Here is a 21,962-nt window from a genome sequence, read left to right as displayed (position 1 = left end):
CGGTCCCCGTTCGGATCAGCTACCGGGTCGTTCGGGTCAAGCGGGTTGCTGCCGTTGTCCACTTCGGTCTTGTCGTCAATACCGTCACCGTCGGTATCTTTGTTGTCCGGATCGGTACCAAGCTGGTTCTCCTGGCCGTTGGTCAGGCCGTCACCATCGCGGTCCCCGTTCGGATCATCAACCTCAGGTCTGGTACGGCTTTGCAGTACCTCGAGGGTGCTGTAAGCGCTGACCTCGTTCCCCTTGATGTCACGTACAATGACTGTGATGCCGTAGATATTGCTGCCTTCTGCTTCAAATGCGGGCAGCTCGGGCAAGCGCAGAGTAGTCAGATTTGCACCGCTCAACTGCGCAGCCGGGATAGCAAGCTTGTCAAACAAGGGGCTCTGCCAAACAATCTCGGCAATAGGATGTTTGCTACGCACTTCCTGCAGTGAAATATCAAACGGGCTGTTTTCGAACGCACTGAGCAACTGTGGTAAACCAACAGACATCAGTTGTGCCTTGGTGTATTCGAGAACAATCTGGTTGTTGCGTTCGACCAGGTCATAGCGCATGCCCTGCATGGACTTGTTGACCTTGCTGCCATCCAACATGTTGTTGAGTGACTCGCCCAGACGCCATTCAAGATTTAACCCAACCTGGCTGTTGCTCTGGCCACCGGATGCTTCCGTGTGTTTGGCATCAAATTTGACCAACGGAACCGGCTGATAACCGACACCCAAGGTAATGGCATGGGGATCTTTCTCCAGCTTCTGGGAGCCCAGAATGTCCACGTTGTCACCAAAATATTTCTCTGCGGTAACAGAGCCAGACAGTGCCGGATGCGACGGCAGATAGGCCTGAATGTTGACATCAATACCGCTGGCCGCACGGGACAGGTGATCTTCGATCTTGTCGCTATCTTTCCAGGAACTCAGGGGTATATAACCGTTGGCAGACATTTTGAGATTGTCACGCCATGCTTCTGCACCAATACCGGCGCGGGAAGCACTCTCGGTGAAATCCTGGTCATAAAAAGCGTTGTAACCGAGCATCCAATCCTTGGTGAAATGGCGCTGGCCGATACCAATGTTGGCGGTGACATTGTCATTGCTGGATTTTCTGACCCCACCTTGCACAAATGGCATGCGCGACTCGCTCTCTGCGAATGGCATCAGCACATCAAGTGATGACTCGGCAATATTCATGTCATCGTCGAGAGCAATTTTGGCTCTGGCGGTCCCCTTGCCTACCAATTCCTGAGCATACTGGTTAGCTTCGGCCTCAAAACCTGAGACAGCTTGACGCTTCCAGTACTGTGCTTCTTCTTTGGCGCCATAGGATGAACCTGCAACAACAGATGCATTGTCAGCATTGCCATAAGTCTGGCGTGCAACTTTGGCTGCCAAGGTCTCGTCAACTTCGACCCCGTCATTGGTTGCGAACTGAGTAGCAATACGCGCAGCATTCTCCGCGGCGTAATCACCTACGGATTTGGCTTTTTCATTGCTTGCCGTCAGATTCAGCGGATTGTTGCCGCCCAGTTCAGGGAGAACTCCTGCTGCTGGAACCACAATTTTCTGGCCAACTTCGAGTGGATGAGTCGCAAGTCGACTCTCATTCATGGCAAGCAAAATATGAACAGGTACACCATGAGCTTTGGCGATGCCGCTCAGGCTGTCACCCACTTTAACGGTGTAGATATTCTCTGAAGGTTTTTGTTGACGCTTTTGGGTTTCAGTTACCGAGCCAGCCGCGTATGCAACGGGCAACACGGCATTGTGGCCGATAAAGAGGTAAGTCCATACCAGCTGATATACGCGACTTTTTTTAAACATATTGAAAAGCTCACTTCGGTTATTACAAGTTATGACTGGTTTTGCGCGTAAAGCTCAAGGACCAGTCAACTCCGCATATAATATCTAACTGGCACGACCTGTTATGTAGGACACTCCGGCATGGCTCGTAGGAATCGACCTACCCTCGCATGTAAGTAAATTGCAAAAATCATTTCCAATCAGGGTGTTAATAGCAAGGAAAACCTTTTCCATGACAATATTCAGATAAAAGAAAGGAAATGCGTAAATTCCTACGGGAATTATTTTACAACCTATGTGATCATCCCCCCGTGCAACCACGACCCGTGCTTCGAAAACTGGTTACACATTGCATAGAGTCAGACTTCCGACTTTAACAAGCCTGAACGTTTTGCCGCCAGTAGGCGGCTTTTTTATACATAGCATCTTGATTATTATTTATATGAGCTGCTAGTATTCACCGGTCTGCTCTGTTGAAACAGCATAAACCCATCTTTTAATTTATTGCCAGACACAAGCACTCAAGTAGCATTTCGCTACTCATTTTTATGCTGCTATCAAATAGTGTGGACAAATAAAAAAGACCGCTTCAAGCGGTCTTTTTTTATTCATATCGTCATTAACTAACACAGAGATAATATTCATTGTTTACCGAGTAGGTTCCATTGGAATTTCCATTATCCAATCTGAAAGCCCAGTGTATGCTACCTGCGGTGTGAACGTCTGATGTCCAAAATGCATAGATATTTGTTGGCCAGCCGATCACGGAAGAAATTTTGTTGGCTGGGTAGGCATTATAGAGAAGCTGATACTCAGCCCTTGTCGGCAATCTCATGCCAAGCTGCTGGCACTTTGTTGTAGCACCACTCTGGGAAGCCAGTTCGCCCGATACTGCAGAACGGTAAAAAGTAAGCGCCCCCACTTTCACTTTTAGATGGGCAACTTTCCATACTGCTGATACCCTCTTTTTCCCCAGATTTGCCAACCCACTCTGAGCCATCGGCTCAACCTCTACGGCCAGCTCTTTATTGAGATCGGTCTCTTTCACCATGTACTCACGTGCCGTTTCACCGGCGATAGCAACGCCGTTGACGTACCATTGATATCGACTGGCTCCCTCAAGGTCCCCATCCAGATCTTCATATTGGTAACTTGCTGAGACCGCCGTTCCTGGCCCGGCCAACTGGCCACGGTTGACCTGGATATTGGTGACTTTCGGTATCCGACCAGTAGCCTGTTCCGTCCAGTCACTACTACCCTGAGTGGCTTGCGGGTAGCCCCGCGGAGTAAGCGCGCGAGCAGCTATGTAATAGCCTGTTGACTCTGACATCAATTGCGCATCGATGTATGAACAAGATCCCTGACCAGACGGTTCAGAACACCAGCGCGTCTGGTAAGTGATCTCGTCGCCATCCGGATCAATGGAGCTGTCAACCCGATCCACTCTCAGGTACTGATCTTGTGTCATGGTTTTGAATGTCATGGTGGGTGCTGTCGGAGCCCCACGCCCGAAAATAGCGGTTGTTGGATCACTCACTTTGGCAATTGCTGAGTGGCCAGCCAGCAGAAGCAATGCCATGCCCCCCATCCTTGACAGGCGCAGAGCCGAGTGTAAATGCAATGGTAAAATCATGGTTCTTCCCTTGATAAAACGTCGCAATATGAATTTATTGCCACCTCGTTTGTGGACAAAAAAAAGAGGCCCGGTATAGACCGGGCCTCCTTGCCACTCTTGGGATATGTCGTGCTATTACTTGCCGTTGGCATCCACACGGAACTTGTAACCCTGATCCGCCCCCGTGGTGGTGTAGGTGGCACTGGTTGCGCCAGCAACATCAACCCAATCTTCCGTACCATCCAGCGCACGTTGCCATTGGTAGGTGGCATCGGCACGGTCAAGCTTCTCGCCCGCACCATCATCCAGCGTCACAGCGGAGTGCAGAGTGGTTCCGACTACCGGATTGCCTGCAATTGCAACACCTGCTTCATCGACTACCTTGACGTCAGTTGCGGCTTCAACCACGTTGTCAACTGTGATGGTGATAGTGATGGTGTCTTGTGCCCCGGTCGCCGGGTCAGTGACCGTTACCTCAACCACATAGGTGCCATTGCCATCGCTATCAAGCGGGTTTTCTGCATCTTGCGGTTTCAAGGTCAGCACACCGTTGTCGTCAATGGTGAACTGGCTACTGTCATCACCACCCAGGCTCCACTCCAGATCACCACCACTGTTGTTGTTGGTAACGGATGAACCGATATCTACCTTGATCTCCTGGTTTTCTGGTCCACTGCCGTTGCCATCCCCGTCAAGGCCAATTGAGCCCGGGATGCCAGGATTCTCAACAATGGGGCCTTCACCACCGATCTCCAGTTCACCGGCAGCAATAGTGATCTCATTCGAGAGACTGTCTGCTGAGTAACGGGTTGCCACCGGGAAGCTTCGCTCGTCGGCAACGGCACGCAGCTTAAGGGTCAGCTTTTTGCCAGCATCAGCAGGTTGCGGGGTATAGGCGGGAATGGCATCGATGCTACCTGCTAGCTGCTCGGCACCGACATCAACACCATCCAGTTGCCAAACGTAGTACCAGTCGGTCAGTGCGTCACCATCTGCATCGGCAGTACCCGGTACCGTTGGTAGAGTGACCGGCACACCAACCACCCCCAGCCCTGTGATTTCCGGTACGGCAACGACGGTGATTTGACGGCCATGAATGGGGCCTGCGTTGTTGGTTGAGACTAAAGCACTTGCGCCGTTACTGACCAGCGTTGCCAGCAAAACGGCAGCCAAGGTGGTACGACGAATATGATGAGAAGGGGTTGCAAACTTTTTCATGAATAGAGACCTTGTCGGTTACATACGCAGCTCAATAAGCAACTGCACGTTGTTAACAATCGCGAGGAGACTATCCCTGGTTCACTGCCCCGAAGATGGGCTTGATACCGCTTGCACTTTTTAGCCTATCGGATGAGGCAAAGGACAAACAACTCTGTATCCGGCTGGGCAACATTTCATATTGACCAACGCATTAAGACCGGCAACTCGATTTTGGATTTTTATCTTTTCAACGAGCCCGCTGAATCGATGAGCAAATATTAGCCACCAACACACTTCAATTCAGTAGGATGTTTCATCTTGAGGTGTAGGAAAATACCTATAGCTCAGGGAGCGCGCAGATGCTCACATTCATTCTGTTCTTATAAATTTATGTCGGTTAATTAACACGGCTATACGTACTGAGAAAGAAATATCTTAGGAAAACTCTTACAACACAATCTTAAATATATTGTTGCGGCTACAATAATTTTCACGTTATTTAAACTCAATAGCGTTACTGCTCATTGAAGTGATTTTGCGCGCACTCGATTAACATTACATCGATTTATCATACTGTTGATCCAAAAAAATCATGATTCGATATGAACAATACACACAACAACCTGTGGGGATATATGAATATAAGATGTTTTATGCTGACAAAAATGACAATTGGACAAAAGCTAATAGTTGCGTTTTCTGCTCTTACATTAGTGATACTGAGTTTTGCATGGTTTGCCACCGCACAACTTTCCAACCTATATCACACCACCAGCAAGATCACCAATGAGATAATTCCCTCCATCCGGGCATCTAGCCAGATGCATGTTACCTTGTTGGATGCGGGTCGCGCGGAGCTAAATATGGTAATCGATAAGATGGGGAACAACCCGGATGCTCTTGACAAAAGCACATTACTTTTCGAGGCGGCAAAGCGCGAGTTCACGGTCGCCGAACAGCACTATAGTTCCTTACCGTTTTTATCTGAGCTGGATCGCACACAGTTTGCGGATTTGCAAACCGCAGCGGCACAATATTTCTCTACCCACGGTGAGCTGAAAACAGCCATCAACCAAGGTGATATCGTCCGGATGCGATCGCTGATTAAAAATAAGTCCCGAAAAACCCTTGAGCAAGCAGGGCTGGATAGTCTTGAACTGCGCAAGGAGAATGATCGGGTCGCCAGTGAGCTGACTCGGCAAAGTGAAGACTCCTATGAACGGGCCAAGCTGCTAAGCATCATAGTTGGAACGGGAACTATGCTGTTCGTGGTAACGGTAGCCTTGCTGCTAACCCGCCAAATACGCAATCCGGTAATGATCCTACTTGAGCAAACACGTCAGGTCGCAGTCGGTAATCTCACCAGCCAGCTCGATATGAAGCACTTTTCCCATGACGAACTTGGCAAGCTGGCTCAGGGATTCAACGAAATGCAATCCAATCTAAACATGCTGGTCAACGAGGTCACTGACTCAGTGGAGCGGCTGGGTGCTGCGGCCGGCGAGATCAGTGCGGTAGCGATGCAGTCTGCGAGCAACACTCAGACCCAACAGTATGAGCTCAACCAGCTAGCTACCGCCATGAATCAAATGCAGGCCACGGTCAAAGAGGTTGCCCGCAATACCAACGATGCAGCTAGCGCAGCGACCACAGCCAGTGACACGGCATCCCAAGGCAGTGAAACCGTCAATGACGCCATCAGCCGAATTGAAAAAGTAGCCAACGCTATCGAAAATACAGCACAGCTGATCCACCAGTTGGGCGATGACAGCCGCAACATCGGTATGGTACTTGAAGTGATACGAGGTATTGCCGAGCAGACCAACCTGCTGGCACTGAATGCAGCGATAGAGGCCGCCCGGGCTGGTGAACAGGGCCGCGGTTTCGCTGTGGTTGCCGATGAAGTCCGCACACTCGCTAAACGTACACAAGACTCCACCACCCAGATCAACGATATCATCTCCGAGCTGCAACAACGCGCCAATGATGCAGGCATCACCATGCAACAGAGTCAGGTGATGATGACTGATACGGTTCACACCGCGCGCGAAGCCGGTGCGGCAATCGCCGAGATCAGCCTCGCGGTCAACAGCATATCTCACATGAATATTCAGATCGCCACCGCCACCGAAGAACAGGGGACGGTCAGCGAGGAACTAAACCGAAACGTAGTCAATATCAGCAACGCCTCGGAAGAAGTTTCCATCGGCGCCAAACAAATGGCACAAGCTTGCAACGACCTTAAAACACTGGCAAACCAGCTACAGGATGTGGTGGGCAGGTTCCGGACCTGACAGCAGCTCTTGGGCGTTGTTAATATGGTAGTCGCCCCTCACGCATAGGAGCTCTTGCGGCAAACAATTGAAATATATATAAAAAAGTCTTCATTTGTGATCTGATTTTATCGCCAAACAAAATCAACACGCGCGAAGCCTATGACCACTACAAGCGGCCATTTAGCCGCTTTCTTCTATTTTCTTTTTTAGCTTTTCTTGGCGGGCGATGACATCTTGCCAAACCAGTGCTCAGAGAGTTTTTGCGCTTGTTTGACTTCCTGTTTGGTCATCGCTGCTTCCAGCTCATCGCGAGCTACCGAGGCCTCAGGCATACCGTCTGTCGCGGCCAGTGACAACCAGGCATAGGCATGCACCCGGTTGCGCGGAGCCCCCAGTCCCTCTTCACGCATGGTCCCCATACGGTATTGAGCCATCCGGTTACCCTGCTGGGCAGCCAGACGATACTGCTTGAGTGCCAGCACATAGTCCTCTTTACCGCCCAAACCCTGCCGCAGCATCTCGCCATAAGCATATTGAGCCTGGGTATGACCTTGTCCGGCAGCTTTGGCATAGCTGGTTCTGGCCTGCTCCAGTTCACCTTGCTCCTGCTGTAGTGCTGCCAGATCGAACCATGCCTTGGTCACGCCACCATCAGCAGCACGCGTTAACCAGTGGATCTGCTGCTCACGCTCTACCTGCTGCAAACTCAATTGATATTCGGCCTCATGGGAACCGTGTGCGGCGGCCAGCTCCTGCCAGTAGCGACCCAAAGCAGGGTCTGTAGGAACTTGTTCCCCGGCCAAATAAGCCTTGCCCAGCCAGAGCTCGGCGTCAGCAGAACCGGCATTGGCCGCCCGTTGATAGGCGGCGAACGCATGGATGGGGGCGGCCTGTTTGGCTTGCTGTAGCAAGGCGTTCGGCTGCTGCTGGGCGGCGGCTTTATCATTCCAGCGCTGGGCGATATCCGGTCGTTTGACTACCCCTTTACCTTGCGCATAGCGCTCACCCAGCAAGTATTGGGCATCACGGTTGCCAAGCTCTGCAGATCGCTCAAGCCACTTGACGGCGTCCGTATCGGCCCCCGGTTGTGTGCTGTACCAACGGGCCAGGATTAACTGAGCGTCGGCATGATCCCGCCTGGCGGCCTGCTCGAACCAGTCGAGGCAGTCACTCACCAGCTTGCCTTGATGTTGCTCCTGGCACATCACCCCCAACCGATAGCTGGCGTTGGTGTTGCCAAGGTGTGCCGAGCGCTGCCACCACTGATTGGCAAGCAGCGGATTTTTAGGCTCCCCGAGCCCGGCCTGATACCAGTCACCCACTTGCCAGGCGGCGCTGGCTCGGATCTGTTTATCGGCGGCCAAGGGGCCTGACTGATCGGCGGCCTGCTGCATCCAGTACATAGCGTTGAGGTAATCGGGTTGGCTCGCCAGCCGTCTGGCCAGCTCATACTGGGCGCGGCCATCCCCCTGCTGTGCGGCTTGGGATAACTCGGCGTCAGTGAGTGACGTAGTAGAAGAGCAGGCTGCGAGCATACCGGTCGCCAGCGCCAGCCATAAAGCACGAAATTTCATGGAAAAATCTACTCTGAGTGAAAATGTTGCGGATAAATCACTGCCATCTTGCAAGCGGGTTCGTTATGCGATTCCAACACCTGATTGCGCATAACAGAGCAATCAGCTACCGGATAGCCCCTGTTGCAGTTGGTAAAGCCGGATGTTGAGTGCTTTCAAGTCACTCTCTATCCCTTTCAGCTCGGCAGCCGTAATAGGCTCCTGCGACGCTTTTCGCGCCTCCAGCTCGCTCAGACGCAAGCTGAACGGGATCTCCTGCATCAGGTTCTTCTGTACCTCGTAGAGCTGAGACTTGAGGTAGGAAATCGTGACTGTCTTGCGCTGACGCTCCAGCTCCAGCAGCTGATCGATCAGGGCATCGACCCCGGCGCGCGCCTCCAGATAGGTCGGCACCCGGTTGAGATCACCCTGCTGACCGGCCAGCGCGGTCTGCCACTGTTTGTCGAGGGCCTTTACCGCCAGCGAGTCGGGATAGAGCATCTGCAGCGAATTGCGCAGCCCCTCGCCATAACGGTACCAGTAGAGGGGCGAGGTCTGCTCCAGCCGATCCAGCTGGGCCTGATAACGCGACACCAGCTCGCTCTCCATCCCCTGCAGGGTCTGCTCCCCCAACACGATGCGCGCCTGCCGAATGTCGTCATAACTCAGGGCCTGCGGCAATGCTGCAGCGGGTTGTTGCAACCGTTGCGCCGCGATGACCTTCTCCTGCTGCTGATGTTGCCAGCCAAGCCATCCCATCATGGGCAAGGCGCAGGTGAGCAGGCCACAGCCAAACCAGAACCAGGCCGGCCGCTGTTTGCGGTGCTGCTCAATCTTGAGCACGGTCGGCTTCATCTGCCCCTTCTCACGCCCCACCAGGATACTGCCCTGAGGCAGGTGCGGGGTTGCCCCGGCAGAGGCGCCGTGGTCGCTCTCCATGTCGGATTTGAAGAAGACCATCGGCGGGATCTGCAGCTCATCCTTGAGGCCCGGCTCATCGGAGACGATGACAATCTCGGTCTCGTCAAACAAATGGGTGTACCCCTCGATAAAGTGCACCAGATTCTCGACCCGGGGGATGCGGCTCAAACCGGCGTTGTGCAGCTTCTCGCTGATGAGTTGCAGCGCCCGCTCGCAGCGGTAGATCAACCGCTTGTCCTCATGGCTGATCTGGTACTGGCGGATCACATCGCTTATGCGGGCGATAAACCAGTCGAGCATCTCGATGCGGGCCCGCTCCTGATGCACCGGTGGCCAGAAACTCTCCCACTGGGTGACGATGAGGTTGGCGAGAAACTCGCACCCTTCGGTAAAGCCGCTCAGCCCCTGAATGCGGGAGCGCGCCAGAGTGAAGTAGATGGCGGTTTGCAGATCCACCCCGTGCTTTTCAAAGATTTGACTGGCAAGCTGATGGATCCTGACCCAATCCACCTCGGGGCGGGAGGCGTGGCTAAGCTTGTTAATCTCGGCGCGCAGCGCCTCATACTCCGGCAACATTCTGGGGTCACGCCCCACTTTCAATGCCTGCTGGCCTTGTTGATTCTGTGACATATCGGATTCCAAAATGCGGGGGGGCATGACGCCCCCCAACATGATCAATAGAGGGATTCAGGCAAGCTGAACTGGCTGAACAGGCCGCCGGTGAAGGGGTTCTGGGCGCTGTCGGTATAGACCCGATAGGTCATGGCACCCTGATCCACCGGGAAGCGCACATCAAAGGTGGCCTCGTTGACCTGAGTCAGCTCCCCCTTGTCCATCAGGCGGAACATGGCCCAGGGACCGACAAAGCCCTCGCTGCGCGGTGAACGTTCGCGGGCAGCCGGTACCAGGGTGATCTTGCTCTCGGCCCCGTCGCGCATGGTGTTTGGCCACACCAGCGGGATCTTGTTGCGACGGCCGTGGGCATACTCCAGCAACTGGCCATCCAGGTTGAGCACACTGCGCCGCTTGTTGGCGGTGAGTTCGATGGGCTCGAGGGCAAATTGCACCTCCAGATTGCCCTGCTGGCTGAAGAAGATCTGGCGGATCCGCGCAGCGCGATCCAGCTGTTTGATAAGCTCGGCCTGAATGGGTGAGCTCAGTTCTCCCTCCATCAACCCCCCCTCCACCATGGGTTTCAGGTTGACCTGATAGAAGCTGTCCAGGGTGCCGCCCGGCGCAAAGAAGCGCTCCATCTCGGAGAGCGGCACATCCTTGGCAGAGCTCGGGTTGAAAGGATAGCGATCCGCCAGTTGGCTGTTGAACGGTGCCAGCACCTTCGCCTGCCACTCCTGATTGAGGGATGACATCGCCAGATCAATCACCAGTTGCGAACTCTGATCCGCCAGTTGACCCACCCAGCGATTGAGCGGCTCGGGCAGACCACGGGCATACTGCTGCAATGCAAAGACCGGATCGGCGTACTTGTTGGTCAAACGCAGTTGCACCGCCTTGAGGGCTGACTGTCCCGGCTCGGTGGCATTGACGATCAGCTCCATATAGTGCTGCAGTTCAATCAGCTTCTGGTTCACTTCGGAAATGAGCGGCCCCTGTTCGCCACGGCCAGTCAAGACGCCATTGGTGGCCATAAAGGGGCGACCTATCCGGGCAGTGATCGCCTGCGCCGGATCTCCTTCCGCATCGGAGATCTTGCGAATACGGGTATTGTCATCCAGCGCTGCGAGCACCCGCTGGAATGGCTGGTCGTTGCCGGTGATGGCAGAGAGCACATCGAGCGCCTGCTCGGGGCTGGCAAGGGTCTGCACATCCAGATTGGTCAGCAATTTTTGCCACTGGTTGACGTAATCGGTGACATAGCGATCGTTGACCTGACGGGTGATCTCCTTGCGATCGGCCTCGCTCAACTGGCTCAGCTTGCGCTGGCCCAGCACCCAGGCATCCATGGCGGTGAGATCGATCAGCGCCTTGTCCTGCTTAAGGAAGAAGTCACTGAACCCGGGCCAGGTCAGCAAACGCGGCACCTGACCAGCGCTCTCGTTGCGCAGGGCAAACACGGTGTCGAAGGTGGGGCCCACCTCGTCACGGACATTGAGATCCGGCGGCAACACATCACCCGCCTTCACCACCAGATTCTGATAGACCCGCTGATACATAGGCAATTTGCCCAGTTCACGCTGGGCGCCATACACCGGCTCCTTGAACGGCACAAATGCCGTGATGGCAGCCTGATCCCGAGCGGCGCGAGCAGCGTGCCAGTCAGTGTGATCGAGGGCATAGTCAAGATGCTCCATCAACTGCTCCTGCACCGCCCCCTGCCCCGGGAACGCTTTCTGCCAGCGGCTGGCCATGTACTGCTCCACCAGCTCCTTGTTGCGACCTGAGGCATCATCCAGCATCCGCATCACCCGCAGGATCGAGAGCTTCTCCTCGCTGCCAGCCGGTGCCCGGTTGAGATCCTCCAGCAGCCCCTGCATCTGGGCAGGCAGGAAACGCAGCCCCAGCAGTTGCAGATAGGAACCTTCCACATAGGGGCCAATCTCATCCCCCTGATAGAGACCAAGGTCTGCCACTAGCGGCATCCGTTCGCGGTAGTTGCCAAAAGACAGGGTCGCCTCGCGAATAAGGTTGAGACGTGGCAACTGGCTGACACCGAAGGCATGTTCGTCAGCGACCTCGTTGGTCTCGGTGAACGCTTGCGCCTTGGTCAGCACATTGCGCCCCGCCTCCTCGTTGACCCGGTAGAAGTAGTGCCAGCCACCGATCAGGGCCGCCGAGAAGAGCGACAGGCAACTCAGGCCAATGGCCATCCGGCGACGACGATAGAGGGTATGCAGCCGATTTTCTCCGGCCAGATGGGCCTCGGGGAAGATGATCGAAGAGAACAACTTGCGCACAAAATAGGTGTTGGACTCCCCGCGCAGGGCGGAGTGAATAGGCTCGGGCAAGCTGTAACGCCGGGAAGCGGCCTGAGCAAAGGCATCGAACGGGACACCTTGCTGATAAACGGAGCTGATATAGACGCCGCGCACCAGCAGTGGTTTGCTCTCTTCAATAGTCAGGGTTTCATCGAGTAGGCTGGTCACATAATCCTTGAGACCCGCCAATTGACGAACAAACGAGAAGAGGGCGTTGCGCTGGGCGGCATCAAGCCGGGCCAGCATCATTTCCGGCAGATTGCGGTTGAGATTGTCGACCCACTGATCCCAGAACAGCGCCAGATCCTGCTGCCAGGATTTGCTCTGACTGCTGCCGGGGTTGAAGGTCACCCCCAGCACAGCGTCACGGGCCTCTTTATCCAGTTGCTCATAGACCACATCAAAGCCGCGCAGCATATCGAGTTTGGTGAAGGTGACATAGAGTGGCAGCCGGGTATTCATGGTGGCCGACACCTCTTGCAATCGAGCACGCATCAGCTGGGCATACGCCTTGCGCTCGGCCACGCTGGCCGCGGACAGCCATGCCAAATCAACAGTCAGTACCAGACCATTGAGGGGCTGACGACGACGGTGCTCGTTGAGCCAGTTCAGCAGATGCAGCCAGAGTCGCTCATGTTTGCGAGCTTGCGGATCCAGCTCGGGCTCAGCTTGTGACAACAGCGCGCCGGCCGGATCCAGCATCACGGCTTGCTCCCCCAGCCAGCAATCGACCAGCTGGCCTTGCGCCACGTCCCGCAGTTCGGTATCGAGTCTGGGATTGAGCTTGTTGGCCGGATTGGCACGGTGGATCAGGCTGCTCTTGCCGCTGCCGGGCAGACCCAGCACCAGATACCATGGCATGGCGTAGAGCGCCCCCTTGCCAAGGTGTTCATTCAAGGCTTGCAACCAACGATTGAGGAACTGCGCCTGTTTGTCGATGAGCCCTTTGACCGGATCTTGTTCCAGCAGCACCTCATGCTGGCGCTCGGCCTTGAGCTGCTTCATCTTGCGCCATACCCGCCAGGAGAGTACCCCCAGCAGCAACCAGAGCCAGAGCAGGGTAAACACCACCCGCCCCCACAAGGGCTCGAATGGCTTGGCATCACGGATCTCGATGCGAGGCCCCAGCCACCACACCAGGATCAGGGCGACAACCCACAGCACCACACCGAGCAGGGGCCAGGAGGGTTTCAGTTTCGGCAGCTGTTGCCGCAGAAAGGTAAAGATGGTTTTGAACATAAAATGTGATCCAACTCCGACTCAATGACTCATTTCGGCACTTATTTCGGCAAATGGGTGGCATAGGGGGCCAGGCGGCTGACCAACCCGGGCTCCCACTGCGACAACCCGAGGCGATCTGCCTCTTGCCACAAGTGTTGATATTGCTGGCGCGCAAGCGCCTCCATGCCTTCCTGCTCCAACAACTCCGCCTGCACCAGCAAGGCATGGAAGCGGGCTCTTGGCTCTTTCATCTGTGCCATCCGCTCATCAAGCAGGGCGAGCGCGGCAGCAATCCCCTGCTCCCCATGACGCAAGGCGACCTCCTCGGCCAGCTCGGCCTGTCCGCTGCCGCCCCCACTGCTCTTGGCTGGCTGCAACCAGCGGCTGCACTCGGGGGAGAGAAACGGGGAACCATCGCTGAAGGTGAGATCCCGCAGCGCTGGCAGGCGCTGCAAAAACGCATCCAGCTCCGCCATGATCGCCTGCGCCACCGCCCCATATCCCAGCTTCTGGGCCACCTCGGCCGAGAGCCTGTGCCCCTCGAACCAGTAAGGGGCCAGCGTCAAGCTCTGCTCGATGCGCTGCCAGAGCGCCAGATCTGGTGTGCCCATGGCTGCGCGATACTCATCCACCATGTCTGCCGACATGGAGGCCAGCTGGGTTTTGTTCCCCTGTGCCGTTATCGGCGGGGTAGTGATGCCGGCCCAGATGGCGTGACGACGCAGCCGATAACCGATCGCCGCCTCCGGCTGGCGCTCAATAAGCAGCTCCGCCACCTTGAGCTGGGTCTGTCGCCATGCCCGATCGTTGGAGCTATCAATCTCGACCCCGGAGCCCTTGCTGCTGCCACTGAGCACCATGGTGCCCGCCATGCCACTCGCACTGGCGGTGGCTGCAGCAGCGCTGCTTGCAGGTTGACCTCCGGCATCTGCCTGGGCCTGGGCAACCTGTTGTCGCTGGGCCCGCTTCAACCCAATCACCAGAGGATCCAGAAGTTCCCCCTTGTCAGGGCACTGGGCCAGCCAGACGGCCTCCAGCTGTTCTGCCTGCGCCAGCAACTGCGCCAGTTCCGCCGCCGAGGCGCTTTCGCTCACCCTCGGCAGGGCCCCCTCGAAGCGCTTGATGATCTGCACCATCAATCGCTGCTTCTGGGTCGCATTCCCGGGCCAGGCCAACAGCCAGTAAGCCTTGATCCAGGCTTCCAGCAAGCTCAGCGCAGCGCCCATCGGGGTCGCCTTGGCGGGGTGCTGCAGGCAGCGCAACAGCTGTGCCAGCACCCGCATATCCTTGGTGCGGCTCTCCAGCAACCCCAAACAGGCTTCGGCGACCGCATTGAGATCGACCTGGCTGTGGGCAAGGGAGCCCAACTTGACCAGCTCGGTCTCCACATAGTCCCAGCGAGGCTCATCGGCCAGCACGGCCCCTTTGATCTGTGCATCCGGCAAGCTGGTGAGCAGACGGCTACACCAGGGGTGTTGATAGCTCATCTTCCCCCCTACCAGCGACACTGTTGGCGCACCGGTATCAGCGCCTCTTTCAGGCCGCTGAGATCGACCCGCAGCAAGGCGCCGTTGGCCGCCTGAACCTGCAATTCACGATGACCGATCCAGCGTTTTAGCTCCTCGATGGCGGGCAGACCGCGGCCATATTCGAGCAGCCATCCCTGATCCCGGATAAACCAGCTCTGACTGCTGCGAGTCGCTTGTCCATCCAGCGCGACCGTGACACTCTCCCCGCGCCACGGCGCATCCAGCCGCAAACGAATATGGGTGATGCTGTTGACACAACCTATCGCCAGGGTGGCACCGCGCAGGGCCGGACGGGTCAATACCGCCGTGCCGCTCTCCTCATCCTGTCGCAACAGAAAGGGTGAGCTATCCGGCACACGGGCCAACTCCTGCTCCGTTATCGCCAGCCAGGCCGGAGACTTGGTGCTCTCCTTGTTGCCTGATTGCGTCGCCTCATTGCCAAGGGCGTCATAACAGGCGAGCCGGATCAGAGGGGATGGCTCGCGACGACACGCTTGCCACGCCGTCATATCGAGGGGAGGCATCGCATTGCCGGTCGCCAGCAGCAGGGGCAACAAACCCATGATGCTCATCAGTTCACCTCCAGTTTCTGGCACTTGTGATCCAGGGTGCGCTTGGGAATATTGAGGCTCTCGGCCACCAGCATGCGATTGCCCTGAAAGTAGCGCAGGCGCGCTTCAATCACCGATGCCTCGTACTGCTGCATGGCACGGCGCAGATCGCGGATATGGTTGTAATCATCCAGCGCATCGGGCAGTTCGGCACAGACCCGCTCCCGCAGCTCCGGCGGCAAGGCGCCAAGCCCCACCTCTTCACCGTGACGGGTGTGGGCACAGGCCACCTCCAGCAGATTGCGCAGTTCACGCACGTTGCCGGGGAAGTCGTAACTTTGCAGTTGCTTGAGGAACTTGCGCTGCAAGCCAGCCAGTCCCTTGTCATCCTGCGCGGCAAACTGGGCCATGAAGTGCTGGCAGAGCAGCGGCACATCCTCGATATGCTCTCGCAAGGGGGCGATCAGCAGCAGACACTGGCAGAGACGGTGGTAGAGGTCGGCACGGAATCGGCCCTCCTCCACATGGCGGGTCAGCGGCTGATGGGTGGCGGCGATGAGGCGAAAATCGGAGTGATACTCCTGCTCTGCCCCAAGCGGCCGGTAGCTGCGGGTTTCCAGCACCCGTAGCAGCTTGGCCTGCATGGCGGCGGGCATATCGCCCACTTCGTCGAGAAACAGGGTGCCACCATTGGCCTGCGCCACCAGCCCGGTCTTGTTGGAGAGGGCGCCGGAGAAGGCCCCTTTCTGATAACCGAACAGCTCGCTCTCGATGAGATTCTCCGGGATGGCGGCACAATTGATGGCGACGAACGGCTTGGCGGCGCGCTCGGAGCACTGGTGCACCAAGCGGGCGACCACCTCCTTGCCACTGCCGGTCTCCCCCTGAATAAGCACGGTCAGCTTGTGCTGGCCCGCCTGGGCGATCTGCTCGCGCAAGCCGCGGATCACCGCCGACTGGCCAACCAGCTGATCCCCGAGCAACTTCTCGTGCTGGCGCTGGCGCTCCCCCTCGCCCTTGATCTGACGCAGGGAGTCGCGCAGCACGTTTTGATCCCGGCGGCTACGTCCCAGATCGCGGATCAGAGTGAGCTGGTTGCAAAAGACCTGCGCCAGACTGGCCAGCTCGGGGCGAGCCGCCCACTCCTGCAACACATCTCCACTGTCCATCATTGCCAGCACGGCAAACGGCTTGCCGTTGCCATCATTGAGCGGAAAGGCGTGCAGGCCGCACTGCTGGCCAAGGTTGGCCAGCAGTGCGCGAAAACCGGCATGCTCAATGCGGGCACCGCCATGGAGGGAATCCCAGGTGCGGGATTGCGCCTTGTGCAGCACATAGGCGAGTGGGTGAGAGAAATCATCTACCGCCAGCGCCAGCGCAACCTCCTGCCCCTTGACCCACCCTTTGCACTCCAGCTGGCGGCCGCTCACGTCCAGCATGCCAAGCAGCAGTCCTTTGGGCTGGAAGCTGGCATGGAGGGTCGAACTCCACCAGTGGCAGAGATGTTGTTCATCCCGTTGCGAGGTGAGCGCGAGGGCGAATGCGAGGGCTTGCTCCATGGTCAGCCCTCCACCTCGGCCACAAACTGGTGATCGGCCACCAAGAAGCGCACCCGGTTGATGGGCTCACCGGCCGAGAGGCGCTGCAACAGTTGCAGGGAAACCGGCGGCAACAGGGCTCCATCAATGACGGACTCCAGCATCCGCGCGCCATTCTCGCTGCGGTTGGCCCGCAGCAGGATCTCCTCGGCCACCTCGCTCTCCAGCACCACCTCGGCACCGAAACGCTCCTTGAGCAGCTTGACCAGCCGGTTGAGTTTGCCACCCACGATCTGCACCAGGGTGTCGTGACCGAGCGGCAGGTAGGGGATCACCTCCATCCGCGCCAGCAGGGCCGGTTTGAAGAAGGCGGCCAGCTCCGGATAGAGTGCATCCAGCAGGTCATCAGGCTGCTCGGCATGATCGACGATGGTCTGGAAACCGAGGTTGGAGGTGAGGAAGAAGACCACGTTCTTGCAGTCGATGATCCGCCCTTCCCCATCGGCCAGCTCGCCCTTGTCGAACGCCTGATAGAAGAGGTTGAGCACGTCAGGATGGGCTTTTTCCACCTCATCCAGCAGCACCACCGAGTAGGGTTTCTGGCGAATGGCTTCGGTCAGCACGCCACCCTCGCCAAAGCCGACATAGCCGGGAGGCGAACCGATCAGACGGGATACGGTGTGCTTCTCCTGATACTCGGACATGTTGATGGTGGTCAGATACTGGCGACCGCCAAACATCAGCTCGGCAATCTGCAGCACGGTTTCAGTCTTGCCGACCCCGCTTGGCCCCACCAGCAGGAAGGCACCCAGCGGACGGCCTGGACGACGCAGATCGGCACGGGCGGTCAGCAGGTGCTTGTGCAGGTGAGCCACCGCCACATCCTGCCCCTTGATGAGCTCGCCAAGGTACTCCGGCAGACGGGTCACTACATCGAGCTCCCCTTGGGAGATGCGATTAAGCGGCACCCCGGTCCACTCGGCGATCACCGCTGCGACCTGAGTCTTGTCGACATGGGCAGAGACCAGTACCTCACCCTGTTGCAGCTCGGCCAGCTCGCGCTCGAGACCTGCCAGCTGCTCGGCAGCCGCTTGCGGATCGAGCGGCGCATCGGCGAGATCCAGCGCTTCTCTGGCCAGCATCTCATCCTGCTGATCGGCCAGCAGAGCGGCACGCAGCTCGACAATCCGATGCACCAATCCCTGCTGTTGCTGCCACTGGGCTTCCTGCTCACGCAGAGTGTCACGGCAGGTCTGCTGGGCCGCTTTCAGTTCTGTGAGTCGTTCATCGTTGTCACCCAGGCCGATCAGGCTCTGGCGCTCCAGCTGACGGATCTCCAGCTCACGTTGGCGCAGTTCGTTTTGCAAATGGCTGACCGCGCGCGGTGGCGTGGTCAGGTTGATGGCCACCCGGGCACAGGCGGTATCGAGTACGTCGATCGCCTTGTCCGGCAGTTGACGACCGGAGATGTAACGGGCGGAGAGCTGGGCAGCGGCTTGCAGCGCTTCCTCATCGATCAGCACCCCGTGGGCCTTTTCGTAGATGCTGCGCAGGCCACGCAGGATCACGGTGGCTTCATCTGCATTAGGCTCACCCACTTTCACCAGCTGGAAGCGGCGCGACAGGGCGGCATCTTTTTCCACGTATTTCTTGTACTCACCCCAGGTGGTGGCGGCGATGGTGCGCAGTTCGCCACGGGCCAGCGCGGGTTTGATGAGGTTGGAGACATCCAGCCCGCCCGCCTGATTGCCCGCCCCGATCAGGGTGTGGGCCTCATCGATAAAGAGGATGACAGGTCGCACGGCGTCCTTGACCTCCTGCATCACCCCCTTGAAACGCTTCTCGAACTCCCCCTTGACCGAGGCTCCGGCCTGCATGGCGCCAAGATCCAGGGTCATCAGCTCCACATCGCGCAATTTTTCCGGCACCTGGCCTGCGACGATGCGCAGCGCCAACCCTTCGATCAGGGCACTTTTACCGACACCCGCCTCCCCCACCACGATGGGGTTGTTTTTGCGGCGACGGGAGAGGATGTCGATCATCAGATCGATCTCGTGATCCCGGCAGAGTACCGGATCCAGGGTTCCCTGACGGGCCTGTTCGGTGACGTTGACAGTAAAGCGGGCCAGCAGGCTGGCATCGGCGGGCAGCGCGGCCTGAGTCGAAGTGCCATTGGCAGAAACGGTCACTTGGGTCTCGGCAGACTCTTTCACCCACTCGTCGAACTGCTGGCGCAGCAGCTCGCGATTGATGTTGGCAAGCAAACGGGTCACCGAGCCCGGCAGGTAACGCTGGGGAGTCATCAGCAGCACCAGCAGCATGACGCCGCTGCGCAGTTGGCCATGTTGCAGCTCGGCAGAGGCGAGCAGCCAGCTGTCTTGCAGCCACTCCACCAATAGCGGCGAGAAGGAGGGATAACCCTGACCATAACCGTTATCGGCCGCCGAGGGTTGCAGCAGGCTCTTTAACTCTTCAACCTCAACTTCGGCCCGTTTGAGGATCTGACGCACATCGCTGAGGGGGGTCTCCAGCATCTTGAGCAGCAGGTGCTCGATGCGGATCTCGGCCCCCTGATGATTGACACAGAGGGCCGCGGCCTCCTCCAGCATGTGACGGCAGATGGGGTTGAGTCTTTCCACCAGTACCGGTAGCTCTATACGAATCAAGGCGTGCTCTCCTTAAGTATTTATTTTAATAATTCGCCCAGTTGACGCAGTACGTCCTGGGTCTGGTTATTGAGTTGGTGGTGATAGAGGCCAAAGATGATGGCCAGGATCAACGCGCCGCCCATAAACAGGGTGCGCAGGGAGACTTGCTTGCGCAGCTGGTAGCGAGACGCCTGCTGACCGAGATCGAGATGAAACACGCAGGGTGCCTCACCGCCACGTTCGAGTGACAACTGTTTGTGCAATTGCTTGACGATCCGTTCAAACTCGTCACGGCCCTGGCTCATCACCTTGTAGCGCCCCTCAAAACCGAGGCAGAGGCAGAGATAGATGAACTCCAGAATGTCGCGATAGCGCACCGGATCTTCCTGCAGACGCGACAGCAGCACGAATACCTTCTCGCCCCCCCAGGTCTCGTTGTGAAACCTGGCCAGCAGGGAGTGTTGGGACCATTCGCTCTGGCTGCCCCAGTCGCGCCCCATCACCGCCTCATCGATAAAAGTACAGAGGATGTAGCGAAACGAGAGGACGACGCCGTTCTCGTAACCCTGCGCCATCAACTCCTGCTCGATGGCCTGGATCTCGGTCACCACCCGCTGATAAAGCTCGGGCACCCGGTCGTAGCGCGACAACAGACGCACCCGCTGTACCAGCCCCAATAGCGGGGTCACCGCATCGATCATCGGGTTGATGCTCTGGCCACGCAGGCGGAACCAGTAGTCCGAATCCATGTCCAGCTGCTCGGCGTGATCGAACAGCAGGTCGCTCAGTTGCTCGTTGTTGATAATGTCCGTGGTCATCTCTGCTTGTTTCCTTGATGCGATCACTGGCTACGGATGGCCCAGAGCTGCATGTCGAGCTCGGGGAAATCGCCTGCAATGTGGAAGGCGAGCGTATTGCTGACCGCCAGCATCTGCCAGGCAGGGCTCTGACGGTCGAGCTGGAAGTAGCTGTAACCGGCGTGATAGGGCAACTGGCGCGGCGCCACCGGCAGCGGCAGCAGCGGGATACCGGGCAACTGCAGGCTGATGAGTTCGCGGATCTTGTCGCTCGACGCCACCTTGGTTTGCTGCAGCAACTGTTTGCGCAGCTGCTCCTGCGGCATGCGGGCACGCACTGCCAGCACGAAGTCGGCGCTCTGCATCAACTCGCTCTCGTTGACCATGGCCACCATGACGCCGTACTGGTGCTTGCGCAGCTGGATGGAGACGGCACGTGGCGACAGCACGGTACTGAGCGCCTGACGCAGGGCCAACATCACCGGCTCGAAGCTCACCTGCTGATCGTCATGACGATAAGCGGGGAACTCGGGGGGCAAACGGGACTCGTCGGTAAAGGTCATCAACTCGCCACAAAGCTGCACCAGCGCCTCGTGCAACCGCTCGGGGTGCAGGGTGCCAAGACGCGCCAGATGGGAGAGCTGGGGCTGAGCCCGGTTGAGCAGTTGCAGCATCATGAACTCGGCCACATCGGCCACCCCCTGCTGTCCCGGCGCAGCGATGCGCTGGGAGAGGCTGCGAGCCCGCTCGGCCACGAGGCCAGCCGATTCACCGAGGAAGCGCTTGAGGGTCGGAATGGCAGAGACACTGATACTGCAAGGCATGAAGTTGGGATCCAGTACAAGACCACCGTCCGGGCGCTTGTCCAGAATGCGGGCGATGGCGAGGGACGCGTAGGCGCTGCGGTCTTCCCGCTCCAGCATCAACCGCAAGCTGACCCGCCCCACTTCGAGGGAGACCACGTCGCCCCCTTCGCTGTGCAGATCGCGCACGTCGTGGCGATGGGCCTGCAGTCGGGTAGCGACCTGACCGCCCTGATTGACCTCGTTGACCCCGCTTACCGAGAGCGGCAGCGCCAGATAGACCTTCTGGTTGGCCACCGAGGCATCGGTGATCTCCAGCGGGGTTGGCAGCACATCATCGTTCGGGATGTTGAAGACGGTGCCATCCGGCAGGATACCGGTGGCCCCCACCAGCGCGATACGGCCAAAGCCGAGGTAATCCTCGTTGATGGCAAGCGACTGCAACCCGTAGAAATAGTCGGACAGCGCGCTCAAACGCGCGTGCAGCGCGTAATCTGAATGTCTCTGTTGTTGCTGGAAGTGCTGGGGCTTGATAAAGAGCCCTTCACGCCAGATAACCCGATTTCGACTCGACATAA

At 57.6% G+C, this 21,962-nt stretch carries 13 protein-coding genes; 1 reads left to right on the top strand and 12 read right to left on the bottom strand.

Translation table 11 applies throughout. From position 1 onward, the window contains the following. From AB5Y99_RS09055 to AB5Y99_RS09045, 3 genes are all read right to left on the bottom strand, one after another. The coding region (locus AB5Y99_RS09055) for an inverse autotransporter beta domain-containing protein (protein WP_368209479.1) at positions 1 to 1,820 on the bottom strand (1,820 nt) is incomplete at its 3' end. A 598-nt stretch (positions 1,821 to 2,418) separates the two neighbouring features. After that, positions 2,419 to 3,378 carry a DUF823 domain-containing adhesin gene (locus AB5Y99_RS09050; protein ID WP_323891503.1) on the bottom strand — a complete coding sequence of 320 codons (960 nt, stop codon included), beginning with the start codon at positions 3,376 to 3,378 and terminating at the stop codon, positions 2,419 to 2,421. Positions 3,379 to 3,549: 171 nt separating this feature from the next. Next, positions 3,550 to 4,632 (bottom strand): hypothetical protein, encoded by a 1,083-nt coding sequence (locus AB5Y99_RS09045; RefSeq protein WP_323891505.1) that lies wholly within the window; start codon positions 4,630 to 4,632, stop codon positions 3,550 to 3,552. A 635-nt stretch (positions 4,633 to 5,267) separates the two neighbouring features. Here AB5Y99_RS09045 and AB5Y99_RS09040 point away from each other — a divergent pair. Continuing rightward, positions 5,268 to 6,908 carry a methyl-accepting chemotaxis protein gene (locus AB5Y99_RS09040; protein ID WP_368209486.1) on the top strand — a complete coding sequence of 547 codons (1,641 nt, stop codon included), beginning with the start codon at positions 5,268 to 5,270 and terminating at the stop codon, positions 6,906 to 6,908. Between the two features lie 188 nt (positions 6,909 to 7,096). On the opposite strand, the gene AB5Y99_RS09035 is transcribed toward AB5Y99_RS09040, so the two are convergent. The 9 genes from AB5Y99_RS09035 to tssK all read right to left on the bottom strand — a co-directional run bounded on the left by AB5Y99_RS09035 (position 7,097) and on the right by tssK (position 21,960). Next, positions 7,097 to 8,464: a hypothetical protein gene (locus AB5Y99_RS09035; RefSeq protein WP_368209478.1), complete on the bottom strand. Its 1,368-nt coding sequence runs from the start codon at positions 8,462 to 8,464 to the stop codon at positions 7,097 to 7,099. A 102-nt stretch (positions 8,465 to 8,566) separates the two neighbouring features. Beyond that, positions 8,567 to 9,994 (bottom strand): VasL domain-containing protein, encoded by a 1,428-nt coding sequence (locus AB5Y99_RS09030; protein ID WP_368209477.1) that lies wholly within the window; start codon positions 9,992 to 9,994, stop codon positions 8,567 to 8,569. Between the two features lie 44 nt (positions 9,995 to 10,038). Next, positions 10,039 to 13,536, bottom strand: coding sequence for a type VI secretion system membrane subunit TssM (gene tssM / locus AB5Y99_RS09025; protein WP_368209475.1), 3,498 nt, complete (start codon positions 13,534 to 13,536; stop codon positions 10,039 to 10,041). Positions 13,537 to 13,577: 41 nt separating this feature from the next. After that, positions 13,578 to 15,005, bottom strand: coding sequence for a type VI secretion system protein TssA (tssA, locus tag AB5Y99_RS09020; protein ID WP_139429690.1), 1,428 nt, complete (start codon positions 15,003 to 15,005; stop codon positions 13,578 to 13,580). Positions 15,006 to 15,013: 8 nt separating this feature from the next. Beyond that, the gene (gene vasI / locus AB5Y99_RS09015; protein ID WP_139429691.1) at positions 15,014 to 15,619 is read right to left on the bottom strand and encodes a type VI secretion system-associated protein VasI; all 606 of its coding nucleotides are present in this window, start codon (positions 15,617 to 15,619) and stop codon (positions 15,014 to 15,016) included. Then, on the bottom strand, positions 15,619 to 17,157 hold the full coding sequence (locus AB5Y99_RS09010; RefSeq protein ID WP_236767931.1) for a sigma-54-dependent Fis family transcriptional regulator: 1,539 nt from the start codon (positions 17,155 to 17,157) through the stop codon (positions 15,619 to 15,621). The genes vasI and AB5Y99_RS09010 overlap by 1 nt, the downstream gene beginning before the upstream one ends. Positions 17,158 to 17,159: 2 nt before the next feature. Next, positions 17,160 to 19,802, bottom strand: coding sequence for a type VI secretion system ATPase TssH (gene tssH, locus AB5Y99_RS09005; RefSeq protein WP_368209474.1), 2,643 nt, complete (start codon positions 19,800 to 19,802; stop codon positions 17,160 to 17,162). A 20-nt stretch (positions 19,803 to 19,822) separates the two neighbouring features. Then, positions 19,823 to 20,602: a type IVB secretion system protein IcmH/DotU gene (icmH, locus tag AB5Y99_RS09000; protein ID WP_323891517.1), complete on the bottom strand. Its 780-nt coding sequence runs from the start codon at positions 20,600 to 20,602 to the stop codon at positions 19,823 to 19,825. Between the two features lie 23 nt (positions 20,603 to 20,625). After that, positions 20,626 to 21,960: a type VI secretion system baseplate subunit TssK gene (tssK, locus tag AB5Y99_RS08995; RefSeq protein ID WP_021230534.1), complete on the bottom strand. Its 1,335-nt coding sequence runs from the start codon at positions 21,958 to 21,960 to the stop codon at positions 20,626 to 20,628. Positions 21,961 to 21,962 lie beyond the last annotated feature (2 nt).

This window comes from Aeromonas sp. R4-2 (genome assembly GCF_040908295.1).
Lineage (GTDB): Bacteria > Pseudomonadota > Gammaproteobacteria > Enterobacterales > Aeromonadaceae > Aeromonas > Aeromonas veronii.
The sequence above is the reverse complement of the archived record's forward strand: the minus strand, read 5'-3'. Positions and strand labels throughout refer to the sequence as shown.

What these genes read in the sequence shown, in the direction of transcription:
- AB5Y99_RS09050 (WP_323891503.1), bottom strand. Translation starts at nt 3,378, where the DNA reads ATGGCATTGCTTCTGCTGGCTGGCCACTCAGCAATTGCCAAAGTGAGT.
- AB5Y99_RS09045 (WP_323891505.1), bottom strand. Translation starts at nt 4,632, where the DNA reads ATGAAAAAGTTTGCAACCCCTTCTCATCATATTCGTCGTACCACCTTG.
- AB5Y99_RS09040 (WP_368209486.1), top strand. Translation starts at nt 5,268, where the DNA reads ATGCTGACAAAAATGACAATTGGACAAAAGCTAATAGTTGCGTTTTCT.
- AB5Y99_RS09035 (WP_368209478.1), bottom strand. Translation starts at nt 8,464, where the DNA reads ATGAAATTTCGTGCTTTATGGCTGGCGCTGGCGACCGGTATGCTCGCA.
- AB5Y99_RS09030 (WP_368209477.1), bottom strand. Translation starts at nt 9,994, where the DNA reads ATGTCACAGAATCAACAAGGCCAGCAGGCATTGAAAGTGGGGCGTGAC.
- tssM (WP_368209475.1), bottom strand. Translation starts at nt 13,536, where the DNA reads ATGTTCAAAACCATCTTTACCTTTCTGCGGCAACAGCTGCCGAAACTG.
- tssA (WP_139429690.1), bottom strand. Translation starts at nt 15,005, where the DNA reads ATGAGCTATCAACACCCCTGGTGTAGCCGTCTGCTCACCAGCTTGCCG.
- vasI (WP_139429691.1), bottom strand. Translation starts at nt 15,619, where the DNA reads ATGAGCATCATGGGTTTGTTGCCCCTGCTGCTGGCGACCGGCAATGCG.
- AB5Y99_RS09010 (WP_236767931.1), bottom strand. Translation starts at nt 17,157, where the DNA reads ATGGAGCAAGCCCTCGCATTCGCCCTCGCGCTCACCTCGCAACGGGAT.
- icmH (WP_323891517.1), bottom strand. Translation starts at nt 20,602, where the DNA reads ATGACCACGGACATTATCAACAACGAGCAACTGAGCGACCTGCTGTTC.
- tssK (WP_021230534.1), bottom strand. Translation starts at nt 21,960, where the DNA reads ATGTCGAGTCGAAATCGGGTTATCTGGCGTGAAGGGCTCTTTATCAAG.